Annotated in this window: 28 protein-coding genes and 4 tRNA genes; 7 read left to right on the plus strand and 25 right to left on the minus strand. The window is 55.6% G+C overall.

The window, feature by feature from the left end; all coding sequences use genetic code 11:
• The first annotated feature begins 51 nt into the window (after positions 1 to 51).
• Complete coding sequence (locus EG886_RS08450; protein WP_124727728.1) at positions 52 to 279, plus strand: DUF2626 family protein; 228 nt, start codon at positions 52 to 54, stop codon at positions 277 to 279.
• Positions 280 to 542: 263 nt separating this feature from the next.
• On the opposite strand, the gene fabV is transcribed toward EG886_RS08450, so the two are convergent.
• From fabV to EG886_RS08490, 8 genes are all read right to left on the minus strand, one after another.
• Positions 543 to 1,736, minus strand: coding sequence for an enoyl-ACP reductase FabV (gene fabV, locus EG886_RS08455; RefSeq protein ID WP_124727729.1), 1,194 nt, complete (start codon positions 1,734 to 1,736; stop codon positions 543 to 545).
• Between the two features lie 18 nt (positions 1,737 to 1,754).
• Positions 1,755 to 2,906: a class I SAM-dependent methyltransferase gene (locus EG886_RS08460; RefSeq protein WP_164491740.1), complete on the minus strand. Its 1,152-nt coding sequence runs from the start codon at positions 2,904 to 2,906 to the stop codon at positions 1,755 to 1,757.
• Entirely contained in the window at positions 2,899 to 3,873 is a 975-nt protein-coding gene (gene cysK / locus EG886_RS08465; RefSeq protein WP_124727731.1) for a cysteine synthase A, read from the minus strand. The genes EG886_RS08460 and cysK overlap by 8 nt, the downstream gene beginning before the upstream one ends.
• A complete protein-coding gene (locus tag EG886_RS08470; protein WP_241154289.1) occupies positions 3,846 to 4,169 on the minus strand; it encodes a rhodanese-like domain-containing protein in 324 nt (107 codons plus the stop codon). The genes cysK and EG886_RS08470 overlap by 28 nt, the downstream gene beginning before the upstream one ends.
• Before the next feature lie 38 nt (positions 4,170 to 4,207).
• Complete coding sequence (gene resA / locus EG886_RS08475; protein ID WP_124727733.1) at positions 4,208 to 4,738, minus strand: thiol-disulfide oxidoreductase ResA; 531 nt, start codon at positions 4,736 to 4,738, stop codon at positions 4,208 to 4,210.
• An 81-nt stretch (positions 4,739 to 4,819) separates the two neighbouring features.
• Positions 4,820 to 5,530, minus strand: a complete 711-nt coding sequence (locus tag EG886_RS08480; protein ID WP_124727734.1) for a cytochrome c biogenesis CcdA family protein — start codon at positions 5,528 to 5,530, stop codon at positions 4,820 to 4,822.
• A 20-nt stretch (positions 5,531 to 5,550) separates the two neighbouring features.
• Positions 5,551 to 6,117 (minus strand): TlpA family protein disulfide reductase, encoded by a 567-nt coding sequence (locus tag EG886_RS08485; RefSeq protein ID WP_164491741.1) that lies wholly within the window; start codon positions 6,115 to 6,117, stop codon positions 5,551 to 5,553.
• 170 nt (positions 6,118 to 6,287) lie between these two features.
• The gene (locus EG886_RS08490; protein ID WP_206425306.1) at positions 6,288 to 6,914 is read right to left on the minus strand and encodes an MBL fold metallo-hydrolase; all 627 of its coding nucleotides are present in this window, start codon (positions 6,912 to 6,914) and stop codon (positions 6,288 to 6,290) included.
• 225 nt (positions 6,915 to 7,139) lie between these two features.
• On the opposite strand from EG886_RS08490, the gene EG886_RS08495 reads away from it, so the two are divergent.
• Positions 7,140 to 7,349 (plus strand): DUF2197 domain-containing protein, encoded by a 210-nt coding sequence (locus EG886_RS08495; protein ID WP_124727737.1) that lies wholly within the window; start codon positions 7,140 to 7,142, stop codon positions 7,347 to 7,349.
• Here the strand turns inward: EG886_RS08495 and EG886_RS08500 are convergent.
• The 5 genes from EG886_RS08500 to EG886_RS08520 form a co-directional block, all read right to left on the minus strand.
• Positions 7,331 to 7,615 carry a hypothetical protein gene (locus EG886_RS08500; RefSeq protein ID WP_241154290.1) on the minus strand — a complete coding sequence of 95 codons (285 nt, stop codon included), beginning with the start codon at positions 7,613 to 7,615 and terminating at the stop codon, positions 7,331 to 7,333. The genes EG886_RS08495 and EG886_RS08500 overlap by 19 nt on opposite strands.
• A 14-nt stretch (positions 7,616 to 7,629) precedes the next feature.
• Positions 7,630 to 7,932 (minus strand): YlaH-like family protein, encoded by a 303-nt coding sequence (locus EG886_RS08505; RefSeq protein WP_124727739.1) that lies wholly within the window; start codon positions 7,930 to 7,932, stop codon positions 7,630 to 7,632.
• Between the two features lie 3 nt (positions 7,933 to 7,935).
• Positions 7,936 to 8,784: a deoxyribonuclease IV gene (locus EG886_RS08510; RefSeq protein WP_124727740.1), complete on the minus strand. Its 849-nt coding sequence runs from the start codon at positions 8,782 to 8,784 to the stop codon at positions 7,936 to 7,938.
• Between the two features lie 116 nt (positions 8,785 to 8,900).
• A complete protein-coding gene (locus EG886_RS08515) occupies positions 8,901 to 9,662 on the minus strand; it encodes a glycerophosphodiester phosphodiesterase (RefSeq protein WP_124727741.1) in 762 nt (253 codons plus the stop codon).
• A gap of 242 nt (positions 9,663 to 9,904) precedes the next feature.
• Entirely contained in the window at positions 9,905 to 10,087 is a 183-nt protein-coding gene (locus EG886_RS08520) for a hypothetical protein (protein ID WP_241154437.1), read from the minus strand.
• A gap of 226 nt (positions 10,088 to 10,313) precedes the next feature.
• Here EG886_RS08520 and EG886_RS08525 point away from each other — a divergent pair, with 226 nt between their 5' ends.
• Both EG886_RS08525 and EG886_RS08530 read left to right on the plus strand, forming a co-directional pair.
• Entirely contained in the window at positions 10,314 to 10,955 is a 642-nt protein-coding gene (locus tag EG886_RS08525; protein WP_277423813.1) for a YktB family protein, read from the plus strand.
• Positions 10,956 to 11,166: 211 nt separating this feature from the next.
• The gene (locus EG886_RS08530) at positions 11,167 to 12,624 is read left to right on the plus strand and encodes an aminotransferase class I/II-fold pyridoxal phosphate-dependent enzyme (protein ID WP_124727743.1); all 1,458 of its coding nucleotides are present in this window, start codon (positions 11,167 to 11,169) and stop codon (positions 12,622 to 12,624) included.
• A gap of 58 nt (positions 12,625 to 12,682) precedes the next feature.
• Here EG886_RS08530 and EG886_RS08535 read toward each other — a convergent pair whose 3' ends face one another.
• From EG886_RS08535 to EG886_RS08545, 3 genes are all read right to left on the minus strand, one after another.
• The gene (locus tag EG886_RS08535; RefSeq protein ID WP_124727744.1) at positions 12,683 to 12,832 is read right to left on the minus strand and encodes a GapA-binding peptide SR1P; all 150 of its coding nucleotides are present in this window, start codon (positions 12,830 to 12,832) and stop codon (positions 12,683 to 12,685) included.
• Positions 12,833 to 12,986: 154 nt separating this feature from the next.
• Entirely contained in the window at positions 12,987 to 13,295 is a 309-nt protein-coding gene (locus EG886_RS08540) for a DUF3055 domain-containing protein (RefSeq protein WP_124727745.1), read from the minus strand.
• 96 nt (positions 13,296 to 13,391) lie between these two features.
• Positions 13,392 to 13,832, minus strand: coding sequence for a hypothetical protein (locus EG886_RS08545; protein WP_124727746.1), 441 nt, complete (start codon positions 13,830 to 13,832; stop codon positions 13,392 to 13,394).
• A gap of 197 nt (positions 13,833 to 14,029) precedes the next feature.
• Between EG886_RS08545 and EG886_RS08550 the strand changes: the two genes are divergently transcribed.
• Positions 14,030 to 14,449 (plus strand): DUF1885 family protein, encoded by a 420-nt coding sequence (locus EG886_RS08550; RefSeq protein WP_124727747.1) that lies wholly within the window; start codon positions 14,030 to 14,032, stop codon positions 14,447 to 14,449.
• 40 nt (positions 14,450 to 14,489) lie between these two features.
• Here the strand turns inward: EG886_RS08550 and EG886_RS08555 are convergent, their stop codons facing one another.
• On the minus strand, positions 14,490 to 15,815 hold the full coding sequence (locus tag EG886_RS08555) for a helix-turn-helix domain-containing protein (RefSeq protein ID WP_164491742.1): 1,326 nt from the start codon (positions 15,813 to 15,815) through the stop codon (positions 14,490 to 14,492).
• 269 nt (positions 15,816 to 16,084) lie between these two features.
• On the opposite strand from EG886_RS08555, the gene EG886_RS08560 reads away from it, so the two are divergent.
• Entirely contained in the window at positions 16,085 to 16,378 is a 294-nt protein-coding gene (locus EG886_RS08560) for a hypothetical protein (RefSeq protein WP_124727749.1), read from the plus strand.
• 161 nt (positions 16,379 to 16,539) lie between these two features.
• On the opposite strand, the gene EG886_RS08565 is transcribed toward EG886_RS08560, so the two are convergent.
• Complete coding sequence (locus tag EG886_RS08565) at positions 16,540 to 17,079, minus strand: phosphatase PAP2 family protein (protein WP_241154291.1); 540 nt, start codon at positions 17,077 to 17,079, stop codon at positions 16,540 to 16,542.
• Positions 17,080 to 17,210: 131 nt separating this feature from the next.
• Positions 17,211 to 18,416 carry a M23 family metallopeptidase gene (locus tag EG886_RS08570; RefSeq protein ID WP_164491743.1) on the minus strand — a complete coding sequence of 402 codons (1,206 nt, stop codon included), beginning with the start codon at positions 18,414 to 18,416 and terminating at the stop codon, positions 17,211 to 17,213.
• A gap of 409 nt (positions 18,417 to 18,825) precedes the next feature.
• On the opposite strand from EG886_RS08570, the gene EG886_RS08575 reads away from it, so the two are divergent.
• The gene (locus EG886_RS08575) at positions 18,826 to 20,037 is read left to right on the plus strand and encodes a DNA recombination protein RmuC (protein ID WP_124727751.1); all 1,212 of its coding nucleotides are present in this window, start codon (positions 18,826 to 18,828) and stop codon (positions 20,035 to 20,037) included.
• A gap of 85 nt (positions 20,038 to 20,122) precedes the next feature.
• Here EG886_RS08575 and EG886_RS08580 read toward each other — a convergent pair whose 3' ends face one another.
• The 6 genes from EG886_RS08580 to EG886_RS08605 all read right to left on the minus strand — a co-directional run bounded on the left by EG886_RS08580 (position 20,123) and on the right by EG886_RS08605 (position 22,305).
• A complete protein-coding gene (locus EG886_RS08580) occupies positions 20,123 to 21,331 on the minus strand; it encodes an ATP-grasp domain-containing protein (RefSeq protein ID WP_124727752.1) in 1,209 nt (402 codons plus the stop codon).
• A complete protein-coding gene (locus tag EG886_RS08585) occupies positions 21,294 to 21,713 on the minus strand; it encodes a hypothetical protein (protein ID WP_124727753.1) in 420 nt (139 codons plus the stop codon). Before EG886_RS08585 ends, EG886_RS08580 begins: the two co-directional genes overlap by 38 nt.
• A gap of 36 nt (positions 21,714 to 21,749) precedes the next feature.
• A tRNA-Val gene (locus EG886_RS08590) sits at positions 21,750 to 21,824 on the minus strand.
• Positions 21,825 to 22,055: 231 nt separating this feature from the next.
• Positions 22,056 to 22,130: transfer RNA gene (locus EG886_RS08595), tRNA-Val, on the minus strand.
• 16 nt (positions 22,131 to 22,146) lie between these two features.
• A tRNA-Ile gene (locus EG886_RS08600) sits at positions 22,147 to 22,222 on the minus strand.
• Between the two features lie 6 nt (positions 22,223 to 22,228).
• Positions 22,229 to 22,305: transfer RNA gene (locus EG886_RS08605), tRNA-Asp, on the minus strand.
• Positions 22,306 to 22,307: the final 2 nt, after the last annotated feature.

Raw genomic sequence — 22,307 nt, forward strand, 5'->3', positions numbered from 1 at the left:
ATGGCAGAATGCGGGTGCACAGGAATCTTGCAGGAAGGAGTGGGACAGTACATGGACCGCATGTTTCGGGTTCTCGGGTTCTGGACCTTGGTCATCGCACTGATGTTCCTCGCAGGTCATATGTACATTCCTGCCGCCCTCTTCGGGGTACAGACCCTCTTTTTCGTGATCTTGGGTTACATGGGATTGACCGAAAAAACGTACATGTACGTTTTCGGCGCATACATGTTCGTTGCGTTCGTGGGCATGGTTTGGTATTCCACGTTCATGATGCACTGATTCATTTTGCCGGATTCAAAACGGCTCCCGGAGGTCCGGGGGCCGTGAACTTGGCACCGCATTCCGCCGAATGTCGATTCCTGCTCCGCACATCCCAAACCACAGGACCCTTGGACAAAGTTCCCGTACGGAAAATGACGGGTTTTCACTCACACGGCTCCCGAATCACCGGGAGCCGTGTGTATGTTTGCCCGGTTTGTTTGCAAGACGATTCCGACTGTTTCCCCGTTGAAAGAGGAGCCGGTGATCCGGCTCCTCTTTCGTCATTCTTGCAAGCTGGGGATTTTCACGTCCGGATTGACGTCCGCCTCGTAATCCACACCGTCGCTTTCAAATCCGAACAGCCGGAAGAAGTCGCGACGGAATCCCTCGATGTCGGACAGTTCGTTCAGGTTCTCCCCGTTCACCGCATGCCATCTTTCCAATACTTCCCGTTGAATGTCATCGCGCATTTCGAGATCATCGATGCGGATGAGCCCCTTTTCGTCCACCGGAACCGGGCCGCCGGCATAAAGGCGTTCGGTGAACAGCCGGTACATTTGCTCGATGCATCCTTCATGCAATCCCTTCTCCTTCATCACCCGGTAAAGGAGCGATATGTACAGCGGCACCACGGGAATGGCCGAGCTGGACTGGGTGACGAGAGCCTTGTTCACGGAGACCCATGCGTGTCCTCCGATTTTTTGCAGCTTGGCATCCAGTTCCTTGGCCGTTGCCTCGAGATGATCTTTCGCGCGGCCGATGGTTCCCTCCCGATACACGGGGTGGGTGATTTCCGGACCGATGTAGGAATAGGCGATGCTGATGGCTCCGTCGGCCAGCACGCCGGCCTCGAGCAGGGCGTCCACCCACATCTCCCAATCTTCGCCGCCCATCACCTGAATCGTGTGGCGGATTTCCTCTTCATTCGCCGGCTCAATGGTCACTTCCGACACTTCGCCGGTATGGAAATCCACGGTTTTGTTGGTGAAAGCCTGTCCGATCGGCTTGATCACCGAGGAGAACAATTCTCCCGTCTTCGGATGCACGCGTTTGGGTGCAGCCAGGCTGTACACCACCAGATCCACCTGCCCGAACTCCCGTTTGATCAGCTCGATGGCCTGTTGTTTGAGCTCGTCCGAAAACGCGTCCCCGTTGAGGCTGAGTGCCTTGATTCCCGCTTCCGCCGCCGCCTTCTCAAACGCGGCCGTGTTGTACCATCCGGCCGTGGCGGTCCGGTTGCCGGAGCTGGGGCGTTCGAAGAAAATGCCGAGCGTTTCCGCGCCGGCCCCGAATGCGGCCACAATGCGGGATGCCAGACCGTAACCGGTCGACGCGCCGATGATCAGGGCCTTTTTCGGGCCGTTCACGGCAGGCTTGCTCTTTACGAATTCGATTTGCTGCCGCACCTCCCGTTCGCAACCTTCCGGATGGGCGGTGGTGCAAATGAACCCGCGAAATTTCGGTTTGATGACCATGCTTTCATCCTCTTTCCATCATGTTTTCTCGTTTTCTCTTGGATCCCCGATCAAGGGATCCGGCAACCCCTTGGACTGGAGCAGTGCCCAAAATCGTTCACCCATGGCATCGGGATGAATCAACTGAAGCAGCGCACGGACCCGCCTGGCCTCCGGAGAAAACGGATCCCGGGCTGCGGAGACCGGCATCAGCTCCATCGCTCCCGCGCGGATCAAAAAACGGGATTGCGGCTCGCGGGCCAACGTCCTGAGCCCCGCGTTTTCTCCCCACCTCTCGAGCAGGTCGAAATTCACGTGGGCGGTGAGATCGATCTCACCGGGATTTTGCAGCACATCGCCAATCACGCGGTGTCCGGAAAATCCGCGAACCGTTCCGTCCGGCCGGGCCAGCAGATCTTCGGTGCCGCCTCCGTAATCCACGGTGAGAAGATATCCTTCCCGGATCCACGCAGCCGTTTCCTCCAACCATTTCCGCGCGTCCGGCTGCCATTCGAGCGTTTGCCCGTCATCCATTCGGCAAAGCAGCGGGACCAAGTCATCATCCGGCGACTCCGGTGACAGGGGAAGCCAGACTTCCTGCAGTTCTCCTTTTGATTCCTTCAGAGTGACAAAGGATTCAAACAATGCCCCTCGTTCTTTTTTTATCCGATGAACGGGGAGAGCGTCAACCAGCTCGTTTCCGTACACAAACGAAAGCGGCGTCCGGGGAATCTCCCGAAGCGATGCGGCCTGTCTCCACGGAACGGGGATGTTGTCCATGGCCTGCCGCTGAAGTTCCCTGTGCACGGGACTCGTATCCACCAGCCACAAGGTGACCCCTTGCGGCCAGCCGCCGCTTTCCAGAAGTCCTCCGGCAAATTGGGCGGCGATCCGTCCGTCCCCCGCTCCCATGTCGACAACCGTCCAATCCCGCGTGCGCCCGGTCACCCGCATCATGCGCAAAAACAGTCGGGCAAGAACCCGACCGAACACGTCACCGGCATGGGCGGACGTGAAAAAATCCCCCCGTTTTCCCAGCTTGGTCTTCGGATTCCGGTAATAACCCCACTTCGGGTGATACAAGGCCAATCTCATGAACTCATGAAACGGAAGGGCGCGGGACGGATGTTGTTCGATTCGTCCGACGATTTCCCGAAGAAGGTCGGACATCCGTTCCCGATGCTCATTCATCATCAAACACACCGGTACTCAGATACCGTTCTCCCGTATCCGGCGCGATGCACACGACCGTTTTGCCGCTGCCCAACCGCTCCGCCACCCGCAGAGCCGCCCACACGGAAGCTCCGGATGACGGACCCAGCAACAGGGCCTCTTTCCGCGCCAATTCGCGAACCGTTTGAAGAGCTTCTTCATCCGTCACGTGGAAAATTTCATCGTACACTTCCCGGTTGAGAATCGGCGGAATGAATCCGGGACTGGTTCCGGGAATGCGGTGCGGCCCCGGCTCTCCGCCGGCAAGCACCGGGGATTGTTTGGGCTCCACCACTCCGATGAACAAATCCGGAAAGTGACGCCTCAGGAATTCCCCCGTCCCGGTGATGGTTCCGCCCGTCCCCGCCGTGGCCACGAACGCGTCCAGCCTTCCTCCCGTCTGCTCAAGGATTTCCGGCCCGGTGGTACGGCGGTGCACGTCCGGATTGGCCGGATTCTCAAACTGACTCGGCATGAACGCCCCGGGAATCTCCCGCAACAACCGCTCCGCGATCCGGATCGCCCCGGGCATTCGTTCCGCCCCCGGGGACAACACCACTTCCGCCCCGTACGCCTTCAGCAGCCGCACCCGTTCCTCGCTCATCGTGTCGGGCATCACCAATATGGTGCGATAGCCCCGGGCCGCACCGACCAAGGCCAAGCCGATGCCGGTGTTTCCGCTGGTGGGCTCCACGATCGTCATTCCCGGCTTCAGACGCCCGCTCTCTTCGGCCGCCCGGATCATGTTCCACGCGGTCCGGTCTTTCACGCTTCCTCCGGGATTCATTTTCTCCAGCTTGACATACACGTCAGCCCAACCGGGTTTTCCCATCCGGCGAAGGCGCACCAGCGGAGTTTTCCCCACCAGCTCCAGGATGTTGTCCGCCACGCGAAGCGGGACAGATCGCCCGGACGCTTTCAGTCCCTGACGACCGGCCCCGTCCATTCCAGCATGCCTCCTTTGAGATTGTACACCTTGGCAAAGCCCCGACCGGCAAGAACTTCCGCGGCCATCAGGCTGCGACGGCCGCTGCGGCAGATCAGGAGAACCGGCTCGTCCCGATAAGCGGCCACTTCTTCCCACCGCCGTTCCATCTGGTCGTGGGGAATGAGAATCGCCCCGGGGATGTGACCTTCCGCGAATTCCTCTTCCGTGCGAACATCAACCAGCAGGGAGAAATCCCCGTCCAATTGCTCAAACCGTGCGGAGAGTTCTTTTGCTTCCAGTTCCCGAACCTTCATCGGCATCTTCCTTTCCGGAATCTGATCGGCCCGTTCCTTCACCGCCCGGGCAGGATTTCGCGGACGTACCCTTCCAGTTGTTCCAGTTTGACGGGGCCCTGAAACACCCGCTTGATCGTTCCGTCCGGCGCGATGAAAAACGTACTGGGAATGGGCCCGATCTTGTAGCGTTTGGTCACGTTGCGGTCTGAATCCATCAGGATCGGAAACGTCAATCCGTATTGTCTTGCGAACGCGCCCGCCGTCACTTCGGTTTCTCCGATGTTCACGGCCAGAATGACGAATCCTTGCTCCCCGTACTTCTCATACGCCTGTTGCATGGCCGGCATCTCCGTCCGGCACGGTTCGCACCAAGTGCCCCAGAAATTGAGCATGACGCCTTTTCCCCGGAAATCGCTCAGGGACACCGTTTTGCCATCCAGCGTTCTGAGGCGGAAATCAGGGGCTTCGCTGCCCGTCTCGGGCGCGGCGTCAGCGCGGAACACCCCCTGATACAACGCGAATCCGATCATGGCCACCATGGCCAGAAACAGCACCCGACGTACCCAGTAACGGGTTTGTTTGTTCATCATTGGTCACCTGTCCTGCTCCAGATTGTATCAGAAATCCGTGACGTTGTCCTTTGCCCGCTTCGACATCCGGTTCGGAGATCAAAATCCCTGGAATCCCGTCAGATCGATCAGCCACCGGGTGATGACCGTGAGTTGATCGGTATAAAGCAGAATCCCGAACAGCACCATCAACGCTCCGCCCGCTTTCATCACGCGTTCGGAGTATTTCAGGATCCAACGGGCCCGTCCGACAAACATGGCCATCACGAAAAACGGCAATGCAAACCCGAGGGTATAAGCCGTGATGAATGCAAATGCCTTTTCAGGCTGAACGGCCGCCATGGCCAGCACCGCGGCCAGAATGGGCCCCAGACACGGCGTCCAACCGGCGGCAAATCCGATGCCCACCAACGTGGAGCCGAAATAACCGATCTCTTTTCTGGAAATCTCCAACCTCCGCTCGCGCAAAAGAGCCGTCGGCCGGAAGATGCCCAACATGAACAGGCCCATCGCGATGATCAAAACGGCCCCCAGCATGCGAACCAAATCCTTGTACTCGTTGAACAGCGCACCCAACACTCCGGCAGTGAAACCGAGCGCGTAGAACACGAGGGAAAATCCGAGAATGAAAAACAGGGTGTGCGTGACTACCAGCCGCTTGATTTCCCGGGAACGATTCCCGTCGGTGAGCTGAGACACGGAAATGCCGGTGATGTAGGACAAGTAAGACGGATACAGCGGAAGGCAACACGGGGATATGAACGAAAGAACCCCCGCCCCCAGAGCCATCCACAACGTAACCTGTTCCATTCTTCTCTCCCCCGATTTCTCTACTGAGTGATCGTTTGCATCAACCGTTCGACCTGTTCGGCGGACATGCCCCCGACCAACCTGTGTTGGATTTTCCCGTCGGGCCCCACCACCACGGTGACCGGAATTCCCGGCAAACGGTAATCATCCAATCCGACGGTTCGGTTGTTTTTCTCCGGATCCAGCGCAACCGGAAAGGTGAACCCATGCTCTTCCACATACTGTTTCACACGGCTTTCATCCCGTTCCTGGGATGTTTCGTTCACCATGATGAACCGGACTTTGTCCTTGTACCGTTCATACGCCTTTTGAAAATGAGGCATCTCGTCACGGCAAGGCGGGCACCAGGTCGCCCAGAAATTGATGACGGTGGGCTTTCCCTGCGCATTCCGGAGCGTCACCGTTTTTCCGTCCAGCGTGTTCAGAGTGAAATCCGGCGCGCACTGACCCACTTCGGGACCAACCGTTCCGTCACATTCCCGATCGGACGTCACCGCTTGTTCTTTTCCCTCCCATCCGCCCCACACCGCCGCCACCGCAAACCCGGCCAGCAGGACAAGGATGAACAGATTCCTCCACTTTTGCATTGGTTCCACTCCTTTGTCGGCGCTTGAGAACATCCCCAGTAACACATTATGGGTATGGCGGGCGGTTGCATACCCCTGTCCCTTGGGTTTGTGAAGCCGTACGGCGGGATCCGGCAGTCCTTCACAACAAAGAAATCCAAATCGGCCGGCTCCGATCGGGGAGCCGCCTTTCAACCGGTCACGTAAGGATTCATTTCCTGTTCGCGACCAATGGTGGTTTTCGGTCCGTGTCCCGGACATACCACCGTTTCTTCGGGCAACTCCATCAATTTGCCGATGGACTCCATGAGCACGGAGTAATTGCCGCCCGGCAGATCAAACCGGCCGATCCCGTCTTTGAACAACACATCCCCGCCGAACACGACGTTGTCAAACAGATACGACACACTTCCCGGAGAATGACCGGGGGTGTGCCAAACCTCCACCTTCGTTCCGATCAGATCGAGCGTCTCTCCTCCCGTCAACATTCGTTCGGGCTCGCGACAGCGGACGGGTTCCAGCCCCGGCCACCACGCGGATCCGTTCTTTTCCGGATTCCCGGGCCAATCCGCTTCCTCCTTGTGGAGGCAGACGGGCGCACCCGTGATTTTCCGCACTTCCTCCAATCCCGCGATGTGATCGAAGTGCGCATGGGTCAGCAAGATGGCCTCAATCTTGAGTCCCAATCTCCCGATCCGCTCGATGAGCGGTTCGGGATCCTGGCCGGGGTCAATCACCACTCCCCGTTTGGACGGTTCATCATACACCAGCCATGCATTGGTGACCGCAATTCCCAAAGGAAAACATTCGATGTTCATGAACGGGGCCTCCCCTGAAAACATGCTTGTTCCCTTCCCATTCTACCTTCAGTGGCGAAACACTTCAAAGTCCGGCGAAAATCTCCCTTTCTTTCGGCATCTTCGGGGTGAAGGTCTTTCACCGGAATGAAATTGAGGTATACTGTTCACTGAAAAGCCCCAATTTGACTTGAGCGCCGGAAAGGAGGCACGGCGGACCCCCCTGCCGGGAAGCCCGCCGCTGTCATGAAAGTGATTTGCATTTTGTGCGACAAACCGTTTCAACCGGACAAGCTGACCATGAAAAAAATCAAAAAATATCCGCACATCATCCAGATTTGCAAAGATTGTCACGACCGGGTGAAAGAGCGCACGCTGCAGCGCATGAAAGTCCTTCCCCCGGAACCGGAACGGCCGTCTTCGAACCGGAAGCGGAATCACTCCTCAAAGCACTGATTGTAGCGGGGTTCCGCCTGGATGTCCTTCAACAGCCGATCGGCTTCATCCCGGGGAAACCTCGCTTCCTCTTCTTTTCCCTCCCGGCGGTAACGGACCACGTAGTCACTTCCGTCCGCCTGTTTTTCGGGATCCGTCACGGAGTGAACGTCCCTGAGCAGATCCTCGAAAAAAAGAACCGTATCCCTTGCCGACCGGTCACTCGGCCGGGCATCCCAAACAATGCGAATTTGCAGCCAGTTGAAGAGGGCATCCTTCAGTTGCACGGACATGTCCCCTTTCAGCGTTCTTCTTCCCGTTGGGGTCCGCTTTTTTTCTTTCTTACGGCCCAAAGACGGATCCGGGTGACCGCGATGAGCACGATGGTCACCAACATGGCCGCGACGATGGGCAGACCCGTGTAATGAAACACCGTGAGCAACACGCACCCGACCGCAAGCGCGAAGTAGATCACAGCGCTTTTGAGCACCGGCAGCCGGATGGCAAACGCCGTTTTGTAAATGATGCCGGAAAGCACGAGAATCACCGCATATACGCCCCAGAAACCGATTGAATCCAACCATTGTTCAAACGCCGTCCACATGGTTCAAGCCCCCTGCCGGTCTTCCCCGCGAAGTTTGTGCAGATACCGAATCTCTTCCGCGTATTCCCCTTCATCATCGACCGGCGTTTCCAGAATGACCGGCAATCCTTGAAACGCTTCTTCCTTCAGGAAGAGTGCCAAAGCCTCCGCCCCGATTTCACCCTTGCCGATTTTTTCGTGACGGTCTTTCCGGCTGCCCCAGGGAGCCTTGCTGTCGTTGAAATGAATGGCAACGAGATGTTCGAGATATCCCGTTTCCTTCATTTCGGTCACCAACCCGTCAAATCGGTCGGGAACCCAGGTGCCGGCCGCAAAGGCATGACACGTGTCAAAGCAAAATCCGATTTTTTCCGGATGCCGGGTGGACAAGCGGATCTCCGTCAATTCCCGGATGGAAAGCCCCAGTTCGCTTCCTTGTCCCGCCGTGTTCTCCAAAAGCAGTTTGACCGGGCCGTCGTATTCATCGAGAATGATGTCGAGCGTCTCCACCATTCGGCGTCGGCCGTATTCTTCCCCTTCTCCGACATGTTTGCCGCAATGCACCACCGCTCCGACCGCCCCGTAGCATTCGGCGATCCGCAAGTCTTCACGGATGGAGCGGATCGTCACTTCATGCAAATCTTCCTTGGGAGTGGACAAATTGGTGATATACGGCGTGTGCGCGACGAGCACAATGCCGTGTTCCTTGCAAAACTTCCGGCCCGCTTCGGCATCTTTCACATCTACTTTTTTCGGTCTGAGCCCGCGGGGATTCTTGGTGAACACCTGAAACGAATCCGCGCCGAGCTCAAAGGCCCGCTTCGATGCCCTTTCAAAGCCTTTGGCCACGCTGATGTGACAACCGATCTTCATTCGCTGTTCTCCTTCCAAATGCAAAAAGCGCCGGGACCGGACGCGAGGCCGACAAATCCGAAAGCGAATTGCCAGCACTCCCGTGCCGTGAACGGGCGCCGTTTCCTGCCACTATTTTAGCATTGCTCTTCCTCGCCGGGCAACCGGACGAGACGGTTCCGGACCTCCAGCATCTTCGAGGGAAGGTTGGTGATCAACGCATCCACCCCCGCCCGGATCAACCGTTCGGCCTCGGCAGGGTCATCCACCGTCCAAGGTCGTACCCGGATCCCCGACTTCCGACAACCTTCCACCACTTCGTCCGGACATGCCAAATGATGCGGATGAATGCCGTCCACTCCCAGATGTTTGGCATACATCCAAGGCTCAACCATGCCGCAGACGTACAGCGCCGCCAACCGGAGCCCGGGGCGGAAATGTCTGAGATGCCGGAGGCTGAAGTGATTGAACGAGGAAATCACGACACGGTCCGTGAAACCGTATCGTTCCACCAACCCGACCACCGCCTCTTCAAGACCCGGATACCGGATGATCCCGTTTTTCAGTTCGATGTTCAGTTCCACATCCGTGTCCCGAAGCCACTCCAACACTTCCGACAGAAGGGGGATTCTCTCATCGGCAAAATCCTCCGAGAACCAGCGACCGACCCGGAGCCGTGCCAATTCTCCGGCACTTTTGTCCGCCACTTTTCCCGGAACCCCGGCCGTGCGATCCAGCGTTTCGTCATGAATCACCACCACTTCCCGGTTCGCCGTCAAATGGACGTCCAGTTCGATTCCTTCCGCTCCCTCGCTCACCGCTTTCATGAATGCGGCCATGGTGTTTTCCGGTGCCGAACGCGAACTGCCCCGATGGGCATACACAAGGGTCCGGGTCATGCAACTTCCTCCTTTGCGGATGGATGGACTTGCACAAAAAATCCCGCCGCCGCAACTTTTCGAATCTCCCCTCCGGCACGGCGTGCGGATCCGACATGCATCCCCCGGCGAAATTCAACGCCGCGTTCATTGAATTTCTCCCTGACGGTGAACTTTCCCTCCATCCACCCTTGCGAAAAAAAGCGCATCCCGGGATCCCCGTGTGCGCTTCCATCCGTTTGAGCGATTCCTCCTCTCCGGCATCAAAGAGCTTCCAGGAGGATCATTTCCCTTCTGATTTCCATCAATCGCTGCTTGCTTCGCTCGATTTCATGCCTGCAATTGACCTTGAGTGCATCCGCCAGTCTGTCCAGCTCCCGGTCCAGTTCCCGTCTGAGCACGGGAATCCTCTCTTCGGCATCACGGCATTTGTAGGCTCGAATCATATGTTCCAAGATTGAACCGCACCCCTTTTTCATGTTTCGGAGTTGGAATCCGGATGTCGTCTTTGTGAGTCTGGATACAGGATTGCCCCGCCCGTACCGAAATAAACCTGATGAACGAAAGGAGGCGAAAATCAAGGAAAACCCGGGCCTTTCCCCGGCCGTTTCCATCTTCGGCTTCCGTATGGTAAGATGTGGACAAATTTGCACGAAAACGGAGGGGAAATACGTGCACACACCCGAATTCCGCGATGAAGACTTCCAGGTGTTTCATGTGGAAGGGCTTGAACCCAGAATGGAAGCGTTGAAACGGAGAATCCGTCCCAAACTGGAGATGATCGGCACCGAACTCTCGCCCGCGCTCTCCGCGATCATGGGAGAACCGGTCACGTTCCACGTGGCGAAACATGCCCGCCGGACGGTTCATCCCCCGGAAGAAACCTGGGTGGCATGGTCGGTGAGCAAACGGGGATACAAAGCCCTTCCCCATTTCCAGTTCGGTTTGCGGGACACGCATCTGTTCGCATGGTTCGCCCTGATCTACGAATGCCCGGACAAAGCGGAATTTGCCCGCCGCCTCCAGGCGAGGCTCAAGGAAATCTGGACCCGGATCCCCGATGATTTCATGATTTCCAAGGACCATACGGTGCCCGAGGCGACCGTCAAACGCGATTTGTCCGAAGAAGAGATGCTGAAACTGCTGGATCGACTGGAACGGGTGAAAAAAGCCGAGTTTCTGTGCGGAACCTTCATTCCGAGGGAAGAAGCGGTCCACCTGACCAAAGAGCAGCTGATCTTCCGGGTGGAATCCGCTTTCCGGAAACTCGAACCGCTCTACCGGCTGGCCGTTTTGGAGCCCGCCCGCCGCTGACGGAGCCGGCTCCTGCGGCGAATCGTTTGGACACGGGGAGCGCCGGAAAATGCCTCCAGGAATCCAATTTCGGGATTTCGCGGGGATTTGCCGGTGCTCCCCGTGTTTTTATACGCATGTTCGCATGAAATTCTACTTTTGTTCCCGTACTCTTTTTGCTATACTATGCGTCGTGCATGCATCCACACGACGAAGGGTGGCCGCGACTCCGATGAATCAACGACAACATCGCACGCCGCTTTTTTCTTTGCTCAAAGAACATGCCGGGAGAAATCCCGTTCAATTTCATATCCCCGGGCACAAAAAAGGGCAGGGAATGGATCCCGAATTCCGGGATTTCATCGGCCCGAACGCCCTCTCCATCGATTTGATCAACATCGAGCCCCTGGATGACCTGCATCATCCGCGCGGAGCCATCCGGGAAGCACAGGAATTGGCCGCCGAGGCATTCGGGGCCGATTATACGTTTTTCTCGGTGCAGGGAACCAGCGGGGCCATCATGACCATGGTCATGTCGGTGCTGAACCCCGGGGACAAAATCATCGTCCCCCGAAACGTGCACAAATCGGTGATGTCCGCCATCATCCTGGCGGGAGGTCGCCCGGTGTTCGTTCATCCGGAGATGGATGAACGGCTGGGCATCGCCCACGGCATCACGCCCGCCCAAGTGTCCAAAACCCTTGACCGGCATCCGGACGCGAAGGCCGTCCTTGTGATCAATCCCACCTACTACGGGATCGCGGGAGATCTCAAGAGCATCGTCGACCTTGTTCACGAACGGAACATTCCGGTATTGGTCGATGAAGCCCACGGGGTGTTGACCCATTTTCACCGACGGTTGCCCGTTTCCGCCATGGAAGCCGGCGCGGACATGGCAGCCACCAGTGTGCACAAGCTGGGCGGTTCCCTGACTCAAAGCTCGGTGCTCAACGTTCGCGAAGGACTTGTCAATGCCCGAAGAGTCCAATCGATCATCAGCATGCTGACCACCACGTCGACTTCATACTTGCTGATGGCATCATTGGATGCCGCCCGCCGGTATCTGGCCATTCACGGGCATGAAGTGATCGAGCGGACATTGATGCTGGCCGACACCGCCCGCAAACGCATCAACGAAATTCCCGGCCTGATGTGCATGGGAAGGGACTGGCTCGGGAGCGAAGCCATGTATGACATGGATGAGACGAAACTCCTGATCCATCTGAAACATCTCGGCATCAGCGGTCATGACGCGGAGAGGTGGCTCAGGGAACATCACAACATCGAAGTGGAACTGAGCGATCTGTACAACATTCTGTGCCTGATCACGCCCGGCGACACCGAAGAGAGCGTGGACCGCCTCATCCGGGCGCTCCGGGATTTGTCCGATCACTTCCATGAACCGGACCGTTCGCGGGAAATTCGCATTCGTTTGCCTGAAATCCCCGAACTGGTTCTCTCTCCCCGTGAAGCGTTTTACAGCGAAACGATTTCCGTTCCTTTGGAAGAATCCGCCGGAAGAGTGATCGCCGAATTCATCATGATTTATCCTCCCGGCATTCCGGTCCTTCTGCCGGGCGAACGCATCACGTCCGAGAACATCTCCTACATCCTTGAACACATCGAAGCCGGTTTGCCCGTGCAGGGAACCGAGGATCCCTCCGTCCGGCAAGTACGGGTCATCAAATGAACAAACCGCCTGCCACCTTGTTGCGGCAGGCGGTTTTCGTTTTTTCGAATGAAACCGGTCAGGCGATTTCGCGGTCACGGATCACGTCTTGATCAGGTGCGCAGGATCGGTCGAGACAGGATTCACAGGTTCCGTACAACGTTCCGAATTTTTCCGATTCCACCCAATCGATCACAACGTCGCAATTCATGCAAACGATCGCTTCCATTTCCTTTCCCCCCGTTTGCTTGAGGCCACGAATGACCGCCGTTTGTGACAGCGCTTTCACCACAAATGTTATGTCACATATATTATATTATGACATACTGTTTCAGGTCAAAGAAACCATCAAAAAAGGCAAATCCGCGAAGGATTTGCCTTCATCAACTTCCGTTTTCCAGTTCGGCTTCCAACGATTCGGTCGGAAGGTTGGCCTTCAAAAACAGAGATACTTCTTCCGCCTCCTCTTTGGACCCCAGGTTGAACGTTTTCTGGAGATACTCCAGGTTCTCGGCGTCGGTCAGCGAGAGCAGCGAGGAGCGTCCGGTCTGCATGCAGACGACCAGCGGTTTCCCGAAGAACATGCGGGTGTAAACGATTCCGAAATCGTACCGGCCGTGTTCCGAGAGAAAGCCGACAAAACGGACTTTGGCCTTTTCGGATTCGTCATACAGGCGATCGTACCAGCTCATTCGTATCTCCTCCCTGTTCCCGAAGATTTTGCCGGCGCCCGAAAAACAGGCCCGTAAGAGGTCAATACCCCTTTTCAATGCTTGTCAAACATGTTTTTATAACCCTTGCTCTTGCATTTTTGACTCAAACAGGGAGACCAACTCCAAAATCAACGAAACATCCCCGTCATCCACCACGCCGCCGGATTGCGCGACCACCACCAACACGCCGGTCAGATGATGCCCCCGATAGAACGGAGCGTACACTTCGACCCGGTCCCGGCACCGTTCCCATACAAGGCCACCCCGAACGGCAGCCCGGCTGATGTTGCCTTCCCCGAAGGGAATCCGTTCAGGCAAAAATCGACGCCCCCGTTCATACCGGCATGCAAATTCCGTGTGTTCCTTCATGTAAATGGCCGTCCAGTGATACCCCGCCATCCTTTCGGTCAGCTTGTTGCAAACAAAACGGTACAGGGGGTCGAGATCTCCCTGACAACGGTCCGATACGGCGCCGATCTCCGAACGGAGTTCATCCAACAGATCCGATTTCTCCATCCGTGACTCCCCCACAATTCAAGTAAATCTCAGTGTACCATATAAACCATTTGCAAACAAGGTCATTTTTTTAACATTCAAAAAACTGGCTGACCGGTCGGAATCGCTTGTTGCGACCGATTTGCGACAATTCTGCCTCCATGCTAAGATGGTGGAGAGACTTGCATTGAACGACAAGCGATGGGAGAGAGGGTCCTTTGAAAGAAAGCGCTCGCATCAGACTGGTCAAGGGTTCCAAACAGGAAACCGTCACTTTGCAAGAAGTGAAAGAGGCGTTGGAGCGATACCGGGAAACATTTTCCCTCACCGGCCGCCAATTGGACTGGAGTTACCAGGACGCCGCTTTTCCATACGAAGTGGAGGAACGGGAACAATCCGGCTCCCCCTTCCTCTTCCTGAAAGGAACTGACCCCCGTCTTCATCACGGCTTGGTCATCGGGGTCGGACGGGAATCGGAAGAAGGACCGTACTTCATCCAGGTGGTTCTTCCCGGCACGTCGACCCACGGGGACAAGGCCAAGGCCAACGAATTCTGCAAATATCTGGCGCGCACGTTCAAAGGGGAGCTGCACCTTTTCAACGGTCGGATCATGTATTTCAACGATCGCAAAGGCTGAAAAAACAATCCCTGGCCATTTTGGCCAGGGATTGTCGGTTTCAGGCCGGCAACTCGTCTCCGGAAACTTCCGATTCCAGATCGATGTGGTAAATTTTTCGGAGAGTGTCGGAAAACTTCTCGGGATCGGTGCGTTCCTGGCACACGGCCAGGCGGAGGAGAATGTTTCTTCTCTCCTCCTTGCGGGCGTCCTCCGACACTTCCAATGCCTTCAGATACAGTTTTTCCGCTTCGTCGAACCGGTTCTCGAAACGGTACGTATCCCCCAAGAGCAACCAGATTTCCCCGAATTCACCCGAAATCGGCGTTCCCTCCACCGCTTCCGCCGCCCGGGACAACATGGAACGTGCATCCTCCAGCTCTCCTCTCCTCAACCGGATCTGCCCCAACCGGGTGAAGATTTCCGCCTTGATGCGGTCCGAACGCAGCTTTTCCTGGATTCCCAGTGCCGTTTGGAAACAATGCTCCGCCTCTCCCCATTTTTCGCGGGAAATGTAGACGCGACCCAACATCATCCAAAGGCCGCAAGCCTGTTCCATCTTCCGGTTGACCCTTGCCAATTCGATGCCCCTGACGGCGTAACGGACGGCTTCTTCATGGAGTTTGAGACGGTCGAGAATGCGCACGCGCGTGCCGTACAATTCCAGCACCGTTTCCACGTTGTCAATGCGTTCCATTTCATTCCACAGATCGTGAATCTGGTGCAACGCTTCCTCAATCCGGTCCAACATCTCCAAATAGTTGATCCGTGAGATCAAAAGCGTGTACCGGCAGTGAGCACGGTCCCCGTCCTCCTGAAACGCTTCAAGCCCTTCATCGACATACCGGAGAGCCTGGCCGGGATCTTTGTGGAACATCAGCGCGATCTTGCCCAACTCCTGGTAGCTCGCCGCCTTGATGTTGGTGTGGAGCCGTTCCGGCTTCTGGTCAACGATGCGAATGGCCTCGAGAAAATGATTCTGCGCCTTGACCCAGTTTTTCTTGGCCAAATAGATTTTTCCCCGGAGAAAATGTGCGACACATGCAAGGGCGTGATTTCCTTGAATGTTCAGCTTTCTCAACCGCTCCAATCCCTTGTCCGGACCGACCAGGTCGATCATGCTCTCCACGGCCGAAAGCCGCAGTTCCAGCTGCTCCTCTTCCTGCTTTTCCTTTTCCAGGAGTTCATGAATCCTGTCCAGTTCCACGCCCAACTTGTCTGCCACGTATCTCACTTTTTCCTCGTTGACGTATGTAATGCCTCTCTCGATGTTGCTGATGGTGGAGGGAGATACAAATTCGTCCGCCAGATCCTCGAGACGAAGACCGAGCTCTTTTCTTCGTTTCCTGAGCAATTCGCCGATCTTGCTCGGATGGATGTAATCCAAAACCCTTTCACCTCGCACGAGAAAGTTCCGGTCGGTCGCCTGTTCGCCGTGAATCCGCCCTTCACGGAGGCTCGCCCGCCCTTTTCTCCTTTGTTTGCGGGGCAAAAGCGGCAACTGCCGGATTGAAAATTGTTTCCGCACGATTTGACTGAATGACCTCACGGGTAATATTGCAATACGAAAAAGGCATTTGACATAAATTTTTTCAGGTTGTATACTCGTATCACAATATAAAATTTTCAGTAAATTCATGCGGAAGGGAGATGCCCATGCTCAAACTGCTGCTCACCGGGTCACCGGATGAAGTTCATCCTTTCATCCACAATCTTCAATCGTTTCCCGGCTACCGTGTCACACTTTCCCCGCCGGAAACGCTGGAATCGGACGTCATCCGTGTCAGGGCGTCCGTCCGGTCGGTCCCCGTCGACCGTTCCCCCGTCGCGGTCAGACTTCACACTGCGGACTCCCGTGAGATCGATATCCACTTTCTCGACGGGATGGTCATCAGAATGGATGATCGAACCCTGTACATCAGCGGCAAGGTGTTCGACATCTTCGGATAGAAAAAAGCCCCATGAACGTTCGAATGGGGCAAAGGGAAGATGGGCTAATTCTGATTGTACCACAACTTTCGGAGCATGGTAAGGAAAATCCTCGGATTTTCCGGAACTTCCCGTACCGCCTTGAATCACCCGATGTCATGACAGGACATCGGGTGTATTTTTCATGCCACAAACCGCTCGAACATCCAAGCGGTCATAACCGCAAAGCCGGACCCGAGGCAACCTCCGATCAACACGTCGGTCGGATAATGAAGGGCCAGATAGATCCGGGAGATCCCCACCGTCACGGCGTAGGGGAGCAGAACAATCCCGGAGTCCGGCACATGAAGGAAAAACGTGACGGCAACGGAAAAGGCCGCGGTCGTATGCCCGGACGGGAATGACCAATCCGTCAGCGGATTGGGGAAGGTATGCAGATTCCCCAAACGCAGGTAAGGACGAAGTCGGGGCTTCCAGGCCTTGATTCCCCGAACGGCCAGATGGCTGCCACCCAATGCCGTCAATCCCTCCACGGACCACCATTTCACGGAATCCGGGGCGAACATCAGCCACAGAAGCAAAAAACCGATCGTGGCGGTGGCCCCGCCCAAATGGGTGAATCTGGGCATCAACCAATCCAGCAGCCGGCACTTCCATTGACAGTTGACCCATTGAATCAAGGTATGATCATACCGGATCAACCAGGCGGCAAAATGTTTCAACCGCCCCACCTCCGTCCCTCATTCAAACGCATCCTTCAAACACTTCTGTATGATATCATGCTGACTGAAGAAATTGAAGAGAAAACAAAGAAGGTGTCAACCTTCGGTAAAAGATCAACACCCGGGTTTCCTCACTCTGTTTCGCGACTGTTCGCTTGGTTGTTTCGATTGAACACGGTTTCCAAAATCCAACGTCTCTCTTCCATGCCGTACGGTTTCCAGAAGGGTTCTCCGTACAGCAAAATGTCCAGATGCAAATGCAATCCTTGATTCGTTCCCTTTGCTCCGTCACTGGTTCCGGAGTTTCCGACGTATCCGACAATCTCCCCCGCCTTGATTCTCGTTCCCGGTTTCACTTCGGGAACGATCCGGTCCAGATGACAGTAGCGAACCATCACGCCGTTTTCATACTGAATCCAGACCTGTCTCCCCCTGAGTTTGTCCAAGATGGGTTCAGGAGTCTGGCCGTCGTTGTTTTTCCCGATCTCAAGCAGACGATTCCGCTCCCGGGTCGCCATCTCCCGGTATTCGTGATCGGCGCGGACCACCACCCCGTCCGCCATGGAGCGAACCGGCGTGTTCCGGTCGATTCGGACTCCCGTTCCGTACGAATACCAGTCAATGCCTTCATGGATTCCGCCCCGGTACGTGCGGGCGGCACCCGGCATGTGGGAGTCCAGCGTACTGACGTGCGCCCCGTCGATCGGAGTGCGAAGGAACGAAAGGATCTCCACCATTTTTGCCGCGGGAATGGCACCCGGATGTTTGCCGGGGGCTTTGGACGGCAAGCGGGCAGGGTTGCTTCCGAGCGTGACGGTGGTACCGGACGTCGTGACCGTCTGATTCAGCACCTGTTTGATGAACGTCACCGGCACCCATGCCTCTCCGTCCTTCACCACCGGAGCGGGATTCAAAGGTTCAAACACCCCGTTCCTGTTCACCACGGGCACTTCGTGAAACATTTCAAACCGGACTTCTCCGTGCATCAACACGATTTTGCCGTCAGGCATGAACACATGGGACTCCACCGGAAGCACTTTGGAAAGATCGTCCACCTTGACGTACAGATCTTTTCCGTTTCGCATTGCGGTCAGTTCCTGACGGTTCTTTTGCGCCGGTTGGGTGGACACCGGAACCGCTTGTTCCGCCTCCGACGGGGTTTCGGAACGGTCCTCGGCCACGGGCGACGACGATTGCTTTCCCGCCGATTTCGTCTTTTCCGTCCCCAGATTCATGACGGCTTCCCATTTGGCAAGCCACGCCTTGTTGCTTGGAGGAAGAAACACGATCATCAGTGTCAAACCAGCGGTCGCAATGAGGAAAGTCGGATGTCTCATCATCACAATCTCCCTGTCACCAGGACTTTGGCACGTTGATCCCACTATTCCCGAACCGTACAGAAAAACACACCCCTTACGGAGTGCAATCTTGCTGACACATCGCAATCTGCCGCTCGGCGCCGGTTCATCTTTCTTTTTTCCGCAGCCGGCAAGTCCACCTTCCATCGCATGAAGAAACGGTTCGGGAACACGCGCTTCCACCCCGCATTTGCGGATGGAGTGCGTCCCGCCTCTTATGTTTCCTCATTTTATCGATTCTCCCGGAAAGGGTCAAGCAACGTGAATCTTCAATTTGTCGACAATCCTGTGCCTTCTTTGAGACGATCCGTCGCGATCCGACGACAAGAGGATTTCTCCTCCGCAAAACGGAATGTTTTGATAAAAAAGGCAATCGAGGAGGAACTTCATGCTTGAGTTTTTGGTGACACTGGCCGTTGTTCTCGTCGCAGCCGGTTTGTACATGCAATGGAAGAACCGGTCGCACGACACGGTTCGCGACGAATTCCTTCAAATCCGGGAGATGTTGAAAGAAACGGCCCGACATCACGATCAACAGCTGAGGGAAAACCGGGAAGTGATCCGGGAATCGATCAGGGACATGAAAGATGACGTCCATCAGGCGATCAGCCGTTCCGTTCAAAATCAGGCCCATCTCCTTCGGATGGCCGTGGAGCAAGTCCATCAGCTCAAGACCGACGTGGAAAAACAGATGGAGCAAATCCGGAAGGAAAACAACGAAAAATTGGAACACATGCAAAAAACCGTCGATGAAAAACTGGAGATCACGTTGAAAAGGCGGTTGGATGATTCATTCAGCAAGGTGAGCGAACTGTTGACCCAAGTCAACGTCAATCTCGGACAGGTCCACTCGCTCACGGACCATGTTTCCACCCTCAACCGCATGCTCAACAACGTGAAGCAACGCGGAAATTTCGGGGAGATCCAGTTGGAAAACATCCTGGAAGACATTCTCGCGCCTGATCAATACATCAAAAACTGCGAGATTCAAGGTCGGCAACGCGTGGAGTTTGCCATCAAGTTGCCGGTGACGGATGAAGAGCGTTCTTTCCAATTGTTGCCGATCGATGCCAAGTTTCCCGAAGCCGACTATCAGAAGCTGAGAGATGCCCAGGAAGCCGGAGACCGGCGCCGGGTGGAAGAGGCACAAAAAGCACTGGCCCGGAAGATCCGGGATGAAGCCAAAAACATCGAAAAATACATCGTTCCTCCGCTGACCACCGAATTTGCCGTCATGTTTCTGCCGACGGAGAGTCTGTTTGCGGAAGTGCTCCGCATTCCGGGACTGCTTGATGAAATCCGGAGGAACAAAGTGATCATCACCGGTCCCGTCACCCTTGCGGCGTTTCTGCACAGTTTGCGGATCGGCTTCAAAGCCGTCGCCATCCGGAAACAGACCAATGAGATCCTGAACCTTTTGGAAAGCATCCAGAACGATTTCGACAAATTCGGTCAATCCCTGGAGAAAGCCCGAAAAAAACTGGAAGACGCAGAAACAGCGATTGACAAGGCATTTACGGACACTCAAAAAATCCGCGTGTCTCTGCGTCGCGTCCAGCATGTATCAATTTCCGACCGTTCATCCGCTTCCGGTACCTGACGAATCCCCGGTCCCCGCTCCCCGACCGGAGGGAGCGGGCCGGAGTCATCACACCGATCCCCGGATCCTGCTTGCTGAAAATCCCTCATTCCGACCACCGGGAACGACGATCAAACAAATCCTTCACATGTTTCAGACGTTCAAGGACCTGCTGTTCAGACTGCCCTTTCACGAGAAAAGTGGCCGCATAATCGACACTGGTGTGAGGACCGTCATACGCTTCCCCCGGTCGGGAGATCAAACGGTATTCCGTCACCCATTCGGGAAGCTCGTCGGCCGTCGGCCCGGACAAAAACACGCCCTTCCGGGGAGGAATGCCGATGAATCCGAATTGGCTGACAGGCTCGTTCGTGATTCGGAGGCGGTCCGGCAAGTGCGGACGAATGCCGCATTGTGCCTGCACGGCCAGTTTGGTCAGATCCAGACCGAATGCTTGGCGAAACTCCTCGGAAATCCGGGACCCGCCGGTTCTGCAGGCAATTTCGCACAGAACGAGTTCATCATTGGGGGTGTGAAACACTTCCGCGTGAAAGGAGGTATGTTGCGGTGTGGGGAGAATGCGGAGAACGGCGGTGACGAAGTTTCGCAAACGGTTCGTGAGAGGATTTCCGGGTTCGAGCAGATAGCTGCCGAGAGCCATCCCTTCATGGAAGGACAGGCAATCGTTCAAGTATTTCGACGGCCAGATGTGCACCGGTTCCCCGTCCAGCACCAAGCCGTCAATATGGTACATTTCCCCGTCAATGAATTCTTCGACTTCCATCCCTTTCGGCAAGCCATTGGCAAGCCAACGGGCCGTTTCACCGTCATTGCGGAGAATCTCCGTATCGCGGGATCCCATGCCTTCCTCCGGCTTCACCACCACCGGATATCCGCGGTTTCTGACAAACCGGTACAGGTCCACGACAGATTCAAGCGGAGAAAAATCGGGAACCCGCACACCCGCATTCCGGAGAATGTCTTTCATTTTGACCTTGTTCCGGAACGACAACGCACTTTCCAGGGATTGCCCCGGAAGCCCCAAATACTCGCGAAGATAAGCCGCCCGCAACACATCCCGCTCCGCCGTCGCCACGACCACGCGGAACGGTTTTTCTTCATGGAGCAGAAGCGCCGTAAACTCAACCGCCGCGTTGAAGTCATAGTTTTCGAAAGCCAGGACGCGGGCATAGCCCCTGAAATCCTTTGCCAACTGCTTGGAGGTCAGCAAAACCACTTCTTCATTCAGTTCCTCCAACCATTCGGCATAAGGGGCATCATATTCCGGCAGGCGATTGAAAATCAGAATGGCCACTGATCCGTTCCCCCTTTAAATGATGTCGACACCGGGGACGAAATCCACCCAACTCATCCATGTTGAAATCGGCTTTTGACGGGGGCATATTCGCCGATTTCCGTTCCGGACCGGATCGGTCATGATTGGAAAAACTGCCTTGAACCGGCAATAAAGAGTGTTTCTTATAAATCATATAATTTTGACCAGTTGATGTCAATAAAATTATTGTCAATTCAAATATTTTATCCCATTCTTCCGGCAGTTTGATCCTTCTATCCATCGGTGATTCCCGGCGGTCGATCCACAGGACAAGTTCCGTCCCGATCACCGACCTTTCAAAAAAAATACAAAAACCGCCTTGAAGATCGACGGCACGGATGATCCGAAGCGAAACGCACATGTAAAAAGCCCCGTCATTTGGACGGGGCTGCGTGTGTGGTGGGCAGTATAGGAATCGAACCTATGACCTCTTCCGTGTCAAGGAAGCGCTCTCCCTCTGAGCTAACTGCCCGCGGATTCATTTGCTGTCCGCTTGGGACAATTTTGATTCTACAACGACCCTTTCTCCATGTCAACCACCATTTTGATGTTTGAGTTTTCTGTGCAATCAGCCAAAAACGCTCCGATGCGCTTCCCGTGCCTGGAAATGAAACGGACTGTTCACGGGGACAAGGCGCTTCATGAAGATCGGAAAGCCGGACATGCACGAAAAAACCCCGTCATTTGGACGGGGCTGCGTGTGTGGTGGGCAGTATAGGAATCGAACCTATGGCCTCTTCCGTGTCAAGGAAGCGCTCTCCCTCTGAGCTAACTGCCCGAGTGAGAATTGAAAATGGTGGGCCCAACAGGACTCGAACCTGTGACCGATCGGTTATGAGCCGACTGCTCTACCAACTGAGCTATAGGCCCGAAAAGTGGCGGAGCTGACGGGATTCGAACCCGCGATCTCCAGCGTGACAGGCTGGCATGTTAGGCCTCTACACCACAGCTCCGA

The organism is Staphylospora marina, from assembly GCF_003856495.1.
Lineage (GTDB): Bacteria > Bacillota > Bacilli > Thermoactinomycetales > Thermoactinomycetaceae > Staphylospora > Staphylospora marina.